The sequence below is a fragment of the Bartonella sp. AP88XZML genome (genome assembly GCF_042195565.1).
Classification (GTDB): domain Bacteria; phylum Pseudomonadota; class Alphaproteobacteria; order Rhizobiales; family Rhizobiaceae; genus Bartonella.
On record NZ_JBHIOQ010000040.1, the window covers coordinates 64,419 to 77,018 of the forward strand.

The window sequence follows — 12,600 nt, forward strand, 5'->3', positions numbered from 1 at the left end:
TGTAGGGAGGCTATTGTGGAGAGAAAAACGCATCTTGTAAACACCAAGAAAGAATTGCTTTTTGAGCATGAAGACGATTTTCAGCCTCATCGAAAACAACGGAGTGCGGTCCATCAATCACAGAATCAACCACTTCTTCACCACGATGAGCAGGAAGACAATGCATAAAAAGAGCATCAGATTTTGCTAATTTCATGAGAGATTCATTGACTTGATAAGGCTGAAAAATAGAATGACTGCGAGCACGAAATTCTTGTCCCATGGAGACCCATGTATCGGTCATAATACAATCAGCATCTTGAGCCGCTTTTTGGGGATCATGGGTTAGTGTAAGATGCGCTCCTCGTTCACGTGCCCAATGTATAAATTTCTCCTGTGGTTCACTGCCCTTTGGAGTAGCAATACGCAAATGAAAATCAAAAAGAGCTGCGGCTTCAATTAAGGAATGGAGCACATTATTACCATCCCCCATCCACGCAAATATTTTGCCAGCAATTGGCCCTCTATGTTCCTCATAGGTTAAGATATCTGCTAGAATTTGGCAAGGATGTGTATCATCTGTAAGAGCATTAATGACAGGAATTTGTGCATATTGTGCCAATTCGAGCATACGTTGGTGTTTCGTTGTTCGTAATATCACTATATCCACAAAACGGGATAAAACGCGCGCCGTATCAGCTATGGTTTCACTATGACCAAGTTGCATCTCTGAACCCGTGAGCATGATTGTATCTCCGCCAAGCTGGCGCATACTGATATCGAATGAAATACGGGTTCGTGTGGATGGTTTTTCAAAAATCATCGCAAGTGTTTTACCTATAAAAGGTTTTGAATCTTTTCCTGCTTTAAAAGATGCTTTAAGGATCTTTGCATAATCGATCAGTGCACGTGCTATTGCTGGCGTTAAAATGGATAAGTCCGTGAAATGACGAAGAGCATTTGTCATGTGTGTGATATTTGTCTTTCTTTGTTTACTTGCGAAAGATAAGCTATTGCTTTTTCAATACGATGTAAACTTTCATCTATTTCTTCTTCCCTAATGATAAGAGGAGGCAATAAGCGCACAACGTTGTTGTTGGCTGCAACGCTTAAGAGATATTCATTTTCCAAAGCATTAACGACAAGATTTGAAGGTACAATACACTGAATACCCAACATAAGCCCCATCCCCTGAACTGCGCAGATAATATCAGGATAGATATTGAGAATGTACAAAAGTCCACTTTTTAGTTTATCCCCCATACGCTGAACATGGTTGAGAAAACTTGGCTCTAACAAAATATCAAGAACACTATTTCCTACAGCCATTCCAAGAAGATTTCCTCCAAAGGTTGAGCCATGTGTCCCAAGTGTCATGCTTTTTGCAACTTTATCCGTTGCAAGGCAAGCACCTAATGGAAATCCCCCTCCTAATCCTTTTGCGAGGGTAAGAATATCAGGCGTGATATCACTCCATTCATAAGCAAAAAGCTTTCCTGTTCGTCCTATACCCGTTTGGACTTCATCTAAAATCAATAACAGACCATTATCATCGCATATTTTGCGCAAAAATCTTAAATATTCATGAGGAACCGTTCGTATTCCTCCTTCTCCTTGAATAGGTTCAATAAGAATAGCGGCGGTATTTTTATTAATAGTGTTACGCAAAGCGACTTCATCACAAAAAGGTACTTGAATAAATCCACCAGCTTTAGGTCCAAAGCCTTCAAGATATTTTTCATACCCAGTCGCAGCAAGTGCAGCAAGTGTACGTCCATGAAATGCCCCTTCAAAAGTAATTATTTCAATGCGTTCTGAATGACCAGCAGCATAGTAATAATGGCGTGCAGTTTTGAATGCGCACTCCAATGCTTCAGTACCTGAATTGCAGAAAAAAACCTTATCCGCAAAACTATTTGCACAAAGCCGCGTGGCAAAAGATGCTTGTTCAGGAGATTGAAAAATATTAGAAACATGCCAAAGTTTTTCAGCTTGTATTTTGAGCGTATCAACTAATTTTGGATGTGAATACCCTAATGCGTTAACAGCAATACCAGATGTGAAATCAAGATAATGTTCTCCTTTATCGGAAATAAGCCATACACCATGCCCTTGTTCAAAATGCAAATTTCGTCGTGCGAAGCATTCATAAAGTGGTTGTATAGAGACGACATCCATCATAATTCCCTTTATATTTTAGTCTTTTCAATATATATACAAAGCAACACTACAAATAAAACAGCATGGTATATTTCGTTACGGTGCTTTCAACATTTCATTACGATTAGTGATTACACCTATAGAATAGATCATTACACCAATTGAAAAAAAGTCAATGAGGGTTCTACAAATAAGCATTTTGGGAAAAAGCCTTAAACAAAAGTGAAAGTTTAACCTATGATTGATTTGCAAGTTGGGGAAAACATTCTAAATAAACTCTTCAAGAGGTAAAGACTCTTGTCATAGAGTGAGTGCATATTGTAATTTACAATATAATAAGCAAGATGATGTGTTTTGATTTGTAAATCCACAGGTTGGATGATTTTTTTATGCTCACGTAGAGTGTAAAGTTCTTTCATTCAGCGTAATGAAACATTATTTAAACATTTGAAGATGCAACGGGGGAGAGCATCTTAGTGACGTAATCGGAATGGAGTGCTGGTATGGGTTGGACATGTGAACGCGTTGAGCTTCTTAAAAAGCTTTGGAGTGAAGGGTTAAGTGCAAGTCAAATTGCTGCTCAATTAGGTGGGGTCAGTAGAAATGCAGTCATCGGCAAAGTACATCGATTAAAGTTACCAGGACGTGGTAAGACAGCACAAGGAAGCACGCGTGCGCAAAAAACTCCCGTGGGAAGCAGCAGTCCATCATCTCCACGTGTGCGTCGCAACACATCCACGGTATCGCCAATAAACACATCATCTGTAAGTATTGAAGAAACAGCTTTAAAGACAGAATTTGTAGTGGAAGATGTAAAAGAAGTTGATATGTCCACAAAATCCAATGTCGTTGTGCCTATATCACGTCAACTTAATCTTCTACAATTGAGTGAAAATACATGTAGATGGCCGGTTGGCGATCCATTATCAGCAGATTTTCATTTTTGTGGTGCAGATTCTGATGAAAATAGCCCCTATTGTGCCTTTCATGCTAAGCTAGCATTTCAACCAATATCTGAAAGACGTCGGATAAGAGTATAATACCCACGGTAGAATCTCATATTCTACGCCTTCTGCGCTTCGTTATTAAATTTTATTATCGAATTATTATGAGAAAGAAATTTGATGGAGCTTTTAATGAATGAAAAAAATTCTTCATGAAACTATTCAACGAAACTGTATCTTTTGGTGCTATTGCGCAGCTGTGTGTTGTAAAGTTATATTACTGTTTATTTTCATAATTTTCTTTAATTTAGTTGTACTGCTTTTAACACTATCCATAGCAACATCTTTTGAATAAGATCGTTTCTCAATTTCTCATGTTTTTATTCTTCGTGTATTTAATAGAGTAATGCTGTGGTTTATAAAAATAATTTATTGCTTTGCAACCTGAATGAGATCCATCTATATCTCTCTCATTTTAAGTCCTATTATATTGAATCAATCAAAATCTTTCGTTTGGGCGTCACGAGCGAGATGAGAACTGTGGAGAGTTAAAAACACTTAAAGAAAAGCATGCCTCTTATAAATGCTTTCAAGTGCCAAGGACTTAAAGGGTTGTTGCAACATTGGGAGATGGCAAAGTGTATGATGATGCCAGCTTGCTCTTTTATTAAGTATAAAGATAGTGAGTGCTTCATGGATTTATCGTTATACTCTTCACGAATGCCGTCGCAAAATAGGCTTGGGAGCGTTGAGAGATGTTTCTTTAAAACAAGCCTGTGAATATATGCAATTCAATGTCATTCTGTTTTGCGTGAGGGATGTGCCCCGTTAAAGAATGCGAAAAACAAAAGCGTAAAGCAATACGTAGAATGTAAAATAATATCTTTATAATTTTTTATAAAAAATTATAAAGAAGGGAATATTGTATTCAAGGCTCTTACGAAATATACAAAAACAATAAATTATAAGTATAAATAAATATAAAATCTAGAGCGACCACAATAACATCACTTTCCTTCTCCCGACACAAAACGGCGCAACCAAACATAAAGCGCACCTTCTCCGCCATGCTGACGCGCTGCTTGCTCAAACGCGTGGACATAATATCGAAAAGCTGGTGTTGATAACCAATACGGAACAAATCTATACAAAGCTCCATCGCTCCCAACGGATCGTCCTTTTCCTGTAATCACAAGGACATAACGCAATCCTCTCTGCTGAGAGGACTGTAGAAATTTTTTTAATAAAAAATAAGCTTCTTCCTGCATATAACCATGGAGATCAAGACGCGCCTCAAGAGGACAACGACCTTGGGAAATTTTACGATATGCAACATGATCAAAGAAATGAATCTTTTGTGCTTGTGTAACTGACCTCTTTTCTCTTTTAATAATTGTCGAGGATTGTTGATTTTCCTGAGACAATGAGGAGATTTGAGTTACAGGCTGTTTTTTATCATTAATATTTGCAATAGTTTCTGAAGCAGAAGAGAGCATCTTACCGTGAAGCGGTGTTATCGTACGACAAACCATCTCCCATAAAAAACGATCTTGTGGAGCCAATAAATCTATTTTTTGTCTCCATTTACTTGAGGACATTTTAATTTCTCATAAATCATTGAATGCTTATGGAAGAAAAACAAAAAGTATTTTAATTTTCATTTTCTGTAGCAAAAAGCTTCCAGTTGGGATCTGACGATAAACTATTGCGAACAAAAGTCCAAATATCCCTGATTTCTACAATAGCATCAGGATCACCGTCTATACGCTCGCCCTGTTCATTATAAGTAACAGAAATCATCTCACTGACAATACGTATCGTTAAAAGTTCATCTTTTTCTTGTATTGCCGCCGCAACAAATTCGATCTTATTAATTCCAACAAAAGTGAATTCTATTCTTTCTTTATTTTTTTCTCGTTGCTCAATAGCCGTACAAAAGCTCTCAAAAACATCCTGACAAAGCAAGCTTTTAAGTTGATTGCGATCACCTTTGGCAAAAGCTATTACAATCATTTCATACGCAATTTGTGCACCTTTTATAAAAAGTTGAGGAGAAAAATGAGGATCAATTCTATGCAATTCCCGCAAATTTTTATTCAAAACACTCCCCTCCGGTGAAATTTTATCAATTTCACTAAAGTCGTCTTTTTGTGAATTTTTCTGATGAGGGAACGAAACAATATTATCAGCCGTTTCTGCTTCAACTTGTTTTTTAGAACGTCGTGAATAAGGATCAAAGGGTGGCTTTTCAAACCCAATTCGTTTCCCTAATACATTACGGAGTTGCACAAAAATAACAACCATAACAACAAGAGCTATGACAAGTATAACGTCAAATTCCATAGGCGCTGTCAATCTCCAAAGCTTAAGTCTCTAATAAACATTGCAGTCAATACCATTTATCAATAAATATGTAAAATAAGGAATCTTATCATTCAAATATTTTTATAGATTTTGTATTTAAACGGAGTTCTCTTAAGAATTTCTCCCCCTACTCATCCAGAAGGAAACTTTCATGTGATAAAACTTTATTCTATAAATCCTCGTTTTTTTGTTGTTATCTTTCTTTGCATTCTTTTAATCGAGATTGCTGGTTTTATCTTTGTTGGTCAAGAAATTGGTATTTTGGCAACCTTGAGTTTGGTTATTCTCACAACCATAGCTGGGGTTGTTTTATTGCGAATTCAAGGGATTAGCCTTTTAAAAAATATACAAAATGAACTTATCCAAGGACGTACATTAGAGAATAATATTATTAATGATGCTTTCATCATGTTTAGTGCAATTTTACTTATTCTTCCCGGCTTTGTCACTGATCTCTTGGGAATATTACTTCTTATTAAACCAATTCGCTCTGTTGCTTGGCATTTCTTTGCATCATTGAAAAACAAAATGAATCCCAATACTAGAAGAAAAAATAACTCTGAAAAAATAATTGATCTTAAAGCAGAAGATTACACAATTCATGATACGACAGAATCTCCATGGCGCAAAAATGATGATAACCATTGAAATGCCTAAAAAATCTGTAACAAACTAAAAAAATATTCAAGATAAAGAGCGCATTTCTTGCAACCTTTTGCAAGGCGTGATAACCAATCTGGTCTTTAGATCTAAAATAAATATACATATTATAATGAGAGAGGTTTGTCGTATGGCCGAAGGTGAAATGAATAACAGTGGTGGAGAGCCGGTTTTTGCTGTATTAACTCAATATTTAAAAGATTTATCATTCGAAAACCCTGGTGCTCCTCGTTCATTGCGTGCACGTGAAAAATCACCACAAATTGATATCAATATTAACGTCAATGCTAACCCAATTGGTGATGACAATTACGATGTCGTTTTGTCTCTCTCCGTCAAAGCCAATGATGAAACTGAAACCTTGTTTCATGTAGAACTTATTTACGGTGGTGTTTTCCACCTTAAAAACATTCCACAAGAACATGTTATGCCACTGGTCTTTATTGAATGTCCCCGTCTTTTATTTCCATTTGCTCGCCAAATTATATCTGATGCTACTCAAAGTGGTGGTTTTCCACCTTTGTGGATTGATCCTATTGATTTTGCAGCACTCTTCCAAAAGCGTCTTTCTGAAGAACAAAAAGACAATCAAATACAGCCCTCTTAAAAATTTATTTTTTTGCTATCAAAAAGCCCCTTGATATATTATTGGTATATTAGGGGCTTTTTTCCTTTAGACGACTTTTGCGGCATGATAAGCCGCAAGCATTGCAATATTGACAACATCTGTATCGCTTCCACTAAACGGTACAATTTGGACAGATTTTTCCAATCCAATTAAAATAGGACCAATGATGGTTGCTTCACCGAGTTCTTGTAACATTTTGCTTGCAATGGAAGATGCGTGATATCCAGGCATAACCAAAATGTTAGCAGGCTCCGTTAATCCCATAAATGGATATTGCTGCATCAATTTGGAATTGAGTGCCACATCAGCACTCATTTCTCCATCAAACTCAAAATCAACTTTGCGTTCATGCAAAATATTAATCGCATCCTGAATTTGCTGCGTCGTCTTCCCTTTCATATAACCAAATGTAGAAAATGCTAAAAATGCTACCCGTGGTTGATATCCAAATCCTCGCACAAATGAAGCTGCTTGTTCCGCTATATCTGCAAGTTCTTCAGCATTAGGATTTTCATAAACGGCTGTATCCGTAATAAACACAATTCGTCCACGGCAAATAGCCATTGAAATACCAATCAATCGTTCTTTTGGTTTTTCATCAATTGCACGACGTATATCGATCAACGCTGTTTCATAATTGCGTGTCACCCCTGTAACCATTGCATCAGCATCTCCTAGTGCCACCATACACGCAGCAAAATAATTGCGATCATTATTGATACGACGATGACAATCACGCAACAGCCAACCTTGACGCTGCATTTTTTTATAAAGATAATTCGCATAAGCATCTGTACGGCAAGAAAGCTTAGCATTCATAATAGAAATACCTTCACGCTCCAGATCAATTCCAGCGATAACAGCCGCTTCTCTTACTTGCTCTTCACGACCAACCAAAATCGCTTGTCCCAATTTTTGATGAACATAGGAAACGGCTGCCCGCATAACTTGCTCTTCTTCACCTTCTGCAAAGACAATTTGTTTTGGCGCTTGACGAACATGGTTATAAACCCCACGCATCATCGAGGAAGTAGGATCACGTCTCGCATTCAAATCGCGCTCATAGGCCTCTAAATCATCTATGTTCTTTTGCGCAACACCGCTTTCCATTGCTGCTTTTGCTACCGCTATTGAAACAACCGTAAATAAACGCGGATCAAAAGGAACAGGGATGATATAGTTAGGACCAAACTTTAATCGCTTTCCATGATAAGCTTCTGCAACGCTGTCAGGCACTTCTTCATGCGCTAAATTAGCAAGAGCCTTTGCCGCAGCAATCTTCATGTCTTCATTAATAACTCTTGCACGCACATCAAGCGCACCACGAAATATATAAGGAAAACAAAGAACATTATTAATCTGATTTGGATAATCGGAACGTCCTGTTGCGACAATGGCATCATGACGCACTTGCATAACCTCTTCCGGCGTAATTTCTGGATCGGGATTAGCCATAGCAAAAATGATCGGCTGGGGTGCCATGGATCTTACCATTTCAGGAGTAAGAGCACCTTTAGCAGAAACCCCAAAAAATATATCTGCACCTTCCATTGCTTCCATAAGCGTACGTTTATCTGTTTGAATAGCATGCGCAGATTTCCACTGATTCATTCCCTCTTTGCGTCCTTCATAGACCACACCCTTTGTGTCACATAATATGATATTTTCGGAACGAAAGCCCATCGCTTTAATCAATTCAATACAAGCAATCCCTGCAGAACCAGCACCATTACAGACTAACCGCGTATTTTGCATATCACGCCCTGTTAAAGTCAAAGCATTGAGAACACCCGCAGCAACAATAATCGCTGTACCGTGTTGATCATCGTGAAAAACAGGTATATTCATCATCTCGCGTAGGCGGCTTTCAATCATAAAGCACTCTGGCGCCTTAATGTCTTCAAGATTAATTCCACCAAAAGAAGGTTCTAAATGGCGCACCAAATTGATAAAACTTTCTGTATCGTTTATATCAATTTCTAAATCAATGGAATCAATATCCGCAAAACGCTTAAACAACACTGCTTTGCCTTCCATGACCGGCTTAGAGGCAAGTGCCCCTAAGTTGCCTAACCCTAAAATAGCGGTTCCATTTGAAATAACAGCAACAAGATTACCTTTTGCTGTATAATCATAAGCTAGCGCTGGATTTTGAGCAATTGCCTTAACTGGAACTGCAACACCTGGTGAATAAGCAAGTGCTAAATCATGCTGTGTTGCCATAGACTTTGTTGCAATAATCTCAAGCTTTCCTGGTCGACCACGACTATGAAAATCTAGAGCTTCTCTTTCGCTCGCACTGTAAACAGTTTGAGACATTTTCTGATCCTGCTCGCTCTTTTTCATCTCACTTTATTTTCTCCAAAAACAGTGTAAATTTTGCTTGATAATGCGTATAGTCATTAAATTTGATTCATATATTAGAAATCGCTATTCTTGCCTTAGCAAATCTGATGATGCGTTGCAATTTAGAGATAAATAGATATTGAAGTAAACAAAAAAGAGTAAAAACTTCACTTAAAGGAAACAGGCCTCGTACAAATGGATAAAAAAAACAATCATAAAAATAATTTAATTCCACAGCCTGCCTCCCCATCTGCTTCCTCTCAAGAACGTCTTACACCTATGATGGAGCAGTACATAGAAATCAAAGCCGTCCATCATGATTCCCTTCTCTTTTACCGAATGGGGGATTTTTATGAATTATTTTTTAATGATGCGATTGAAGCTGCTCAGGCTTTAGGAATCACACTCACAACACGCGGAAAACATTTAGGACAAGATATTCCTATGTGCGGTGTTCCCGTTCATGCAGCAGATGATTATTTACAAAAACTGATTGCTTGTGGTTACCGAGTTGCTGTTTGTGAACAAATAGAAGATCCTGCTGAAGCAAAAAAACGTGGCTCAAAATCTGTTGTTCGGCGTGATGTTGTTCGCCTTGTAACCCCTGGAACGATAACAGAAGAAAAACTCCTTGATCCAACACGCGCAAATTATTTTATGACACTTTCCCGTATAAAAACTAGCGATGGAGAGGAATTTGCTCTTTCTTGGATTGATATCTCAACAGGCATATTTCGTGTAACAGAGAGCCGCCAAGAAAAACTTTTAGCAGATATTATGCGTGTGGATCCACAAGAAATCATTGTTTCTGATTCATTTTTTCATGATAAATCTCACAAGTCACTTTTTAGTGTTCTTGATCGTATCGTTTCACCTCAACCTGCTTGTCTCTTTGATGCACTCACCGCTGAACGCGATATTTGCAATTATTTTAAACTCTCAACTCTTGAAGGCGTTGCCGATTATTCACGCTGTGAACTCTCTGCAATTGTAGCTGCTATTCGTTATATCGAAAAAACACAAATCACGCATCGCCCTCCCCTCATGCAGCCTGAGCGCCAAAATGAAAGTGCAACTCTTTTTATTGATGCTGCAACCAGACTAAGCCTTGAACTTATTCGAACGACATCAGGTCAACGGGATGGAAGTTTATTAAAAGCTATTGATCGCACTGTAACAGGAGGAGGATCACGCCTTCTTATTGACCGCCTTATTGCTCCCCTCACAACTCCTTCAGCTATTGATACGCGTTTGGATTCTATCGATTTTTTTCTACATAATCCTTCTCTTGCGGAAACGATAAAACTTATTTTAAAGGGGGGACCAGATATGCCCCGCGCCGTTTCACGTTTGGCTCTTGGACGAGGAGGTCCCCGTGATATGGCGACAATCCAGCGCGGCTTTGAAATCATTCGTGAATTGCATCAACTTCTTAATAATGAGCTTCTGCCTCAAGAAATAAGTGATGTACAACAGGTGTTCTCAAACTTACCTACAGCGTTGTACTTTCATTTAGAACAAACATTAGCTGATGATCTCCCACTCCTTAAACGTGATGGTGGTTTTATTCGTTCAAATTATCATAAAGAGCTCGATGAAATGCGTGCTTTACGTGATGAATCGCGCCGTGTCATTGCTGAACTTCAAGCGCAATATGCCCAAGAAACAGATATTAAGACTCTTAAAATAAAGCATAATAATATTCTAGGTTATTTCATTGAAGTAACCAGCACACAAGCATCTGCCCTTACAAATAATCCACAAGCTAAAGCACGTTTTATTCATCGGCAAACAATGGCAAACGCTATGCGTTTTACGACAACAGAGCTTGCTGACCTTGAAAGCCGTATTGCCCACGCTGCCAATCACGCATTGACACTTGAACTAGAGATTTTTGATATTCTCGTTCAGGAAATTACCGAACAAGTTGATTTTATTCGTAAAGCCTCTGAAGCACTTGCTATTTTAGATGTCTCTGTCGCTTTAGCATATCTTGCTGAAGAACAAGGATATTGCCGCCCTAAAATTGATCTTTCACTTACCTTTCATATTACAGCAGGACGCCATCCTGTCGTCGAGCAAGCACTCCGCAAACAAGCAGCAGAACCTTTTATTGCCAATAATTGTGATCTCTCTGTACAAGAAAATCAGCAATATGCAGCAATCTGGCTGTTGACAGGGCCTAATATGGGAGGAAAATCAACTTTTTTGCGGCAAAATGCTCTCATTGCTATTATGGCGCAAATGGGGTCCTTCGTTCCAGCAACTTCAGCACATATTGGTATCGTTGATCGCCTATTTAGTCGCGTTGGGGCTTCCGATGATCTTGCACGGGGGCGCTCAACCTTTATGATGGAAATGGTTGAAACAGCAACGATTCTCAATCATGCTAGCCATCATTCCCTTGTTATTCTTGATGAAATAGGGCGTGGGACATCAACTTTTGATGGACTTTCTATTGCTTGGGCTGCTGTTGAATATCTCCATGAAGTTAACCATTGTCGTGCTATTCTCGCTACCCATTTTCATGAAATGACTGCACTTACCGAAAAACTTGACAGACTGCATAATGTAACCATGAAAGTCAAAAATTGGGATGGTGATGTAGTTTTTCTTCATGAAATCACACCAGGAGCTGCTGACCGTTCCTATGGTGTACAAGTCGCAAAGCTTGCTGGACTTCCCCCAGCCGTTATTACACGAGCAACAGATGTACTCCATCAATTAGAACAAGGTGAAATGGCTGGAAAAGGACATAAACTCATTGATGATTTACCACTCTTTTCTCTTAAAGCAACATCTCCCGTCAATGAAGCAAGAAACAAACATTGTGTACTTCACGAAGCTTTAAAAAATATCCATCCCGATGAACTCTCCCCTAAACAAGCTTTAGAAGCAATTTACCACCTCAAACAGCTTGAAAAGAGTAACCCTTTATAGAAAACAAATGTTATTTTTTATTAAAAAGCTTTCTTAATAGGAGATAAAGTATCCCTTTTTGATATGCCACAGCACAAACTGTTGTTTACCGTATTCCCATCTCTTTTCTACACAATATATTTTGATAAGTGTAATGCATATAGAGGCAAAATCCTATGCATTATATTTCATATTTCCTTAGATCAACATTGGCCCGTATACAAAAAATTGGTCAATATCGACTATTTTTACAAGATAGTCGTTTTTTGCAAAGATTGTCATGAAATCTCCTCCACCTTGCAAATACGCAACATTTAATGAATTATGCTTTTTCACAATCAATATTATTGTTATCATAGCAACAGTTTTAGTTTAAAGCTGTCGGTGTTGGGATGCCTCCCCATTTTTCATAATAAATTCATGGATAATGGATCTCGCATTTTCTTCACATTTTAAGTTATGCTTCACATTTTAAGTTATAAAGAGCTCTTTTACTGTTTTCATATGAAACATATAATCAGATATATCACAGCAGTACTTTATTTTCATAAACATCCTTGAACTCCTTCCCGCACCTCAAAGGATAAGGATTTTCATTCG

General features: G+C 38.1%; 9 protein-coding genes. 4 read left to right on the forward strand and 5 right to left on the reverse strand.

The features are described from left to right. Nucleotides 1-10: 10 nt before the first annotated feature. Both argF and ACFIK2_RS04515 read right to left on the reverse strand, forming a co-directional pair. On the reverse strand, nt 11-946 hold the full coding sequence (argF, locus tag ACFIK2_RS04510; RefSeq protein ID WP_375636344.1) for an ornithine carbamoyltransferase: 936 nt from the start codon (nt 944-946) through the stop codon (nt 11-13). Beyond that, the gene (locus ACFIK2_RS04515; RefSeq protein ID WP_375636452.1) at nt 943-2,157 is read right to left on the reverse strand and encodes an aspartate aminotransferase family protein; all 1,215 of its coding nucleotides are present in this window, start codon (nt 2,155-2,157) and stop codon (nt 943-945) included. Before ACFIK2_RS04515 ends, argF begins: the two co-directional genes overlap by 4 nt. 485 nt (nt 2,158-2,642) lie before the next feature. Between ACFIK2_RS04515 and ACFIK2_RS04520 the strand changes: the two genes are divergently transcribed. Beyond that, the gene (locus ACFIK2_RS04520; protein ID WP_375617530.1) at nt 2,643-3,179 is read left to right on the forward strand and encodes a GcrA family cell cycle regulator; all 537 of its coding nucleotides are present in this window, start codon (nt 2,643-2,645) and stop codon (nt 3,177-3,179) included. 911 nt (nt 3,180-4,090) lie between these two features. Here the strand turns inward: ACFIK2_RS04520 and ACFIK2_RS04525 are convergent. Together ACFIK2_RS04525 and ACFIK2_RS04530 are read right to left on the reverse strand one after the other, a co-directional pair. Beyond that, nucleotides 4,091-4,681, reverse strand: coding sequence for a Smr/MutS family protein (locus ACFIK2_RS04525; protein WP_375617529.1), 591 nt, complete (start codon nt 4,679-4,681; stop codon nt 4,091-4,093). Nucleotides 4,682-4,733: 52 nt separating this feature from the next. After that, a complete protein-coding gene (locus ACFIK2_RS04530; RefSeq protein WP_375617567.1) occupies nt 4,734-5,426 on the reverse strand; it encodes a Tim44/TimA family putative adaptor protein in 693 nt (230 codons plus the stop codon). Nucleotides 5,427-5,600: 174 nt separating this feature from the next. Between ACFIK2_RS04530 and ACFIK2_RS04535 the strand changes: the two genes are divergently transcribed. Then, the gene (locus tag ACFIK2_RS04535) at nt 5,601-6,095 is read left to right on the forward strand and encodes an FxsA family protein (protein ID WP_375633695.1); all 495 of its coding nucleotides are present in this window, start codon (nt 5,601-5,603) and stop codon (nt 6,093-6,095) included. Between the two features lie 142 nt (nt 6,096-6,237). Next, entirely contained in the window at nt 6,238-6,714 is a 477-nt protein-coding gene (secB, locus tag ACFIK2_RS04540) for a protein-export chaperone SecB (RefSeq protein ID WP_375617527.1), read from the forward strand. 66 nt (nt 6,715-6,780) lie between these two features. On the opposite strand, the gene ACFIK2_RS04545 is transcribed toward secB, so the two are convergent. Then, nucleotides 6,781-9,081, reverse strand: a complete 2,301-nt coding sequence (locus tag ACFIK2_RS04545) for an NADP-dependent malic enzyme (protein ID WP_375633693.1) — start codon at nt 9,079-9,081, stop codon at nt 6,781-6,783. 195 nt (nt 9,082-9,276) lie between these two features. On the opposite strand from ACFIK2_RS04545, the gene mutS reads away from it, so the two are divergent. Beyond that, nucleotides 9,277-12,021: a DNA mismatch repair protein MutS gene (gene mutS, locus ACFIK2_RS04550; RefSeq protein WP_375676931.1), complete on the forward strand. Its 2,745-nt coding sequence runs from the start codon at nt 9,277-9,279 to the stop codon at nt 12,019-12,021. Nucleotides 12,022-12,600: the final 579 nt, after the last annotated feature.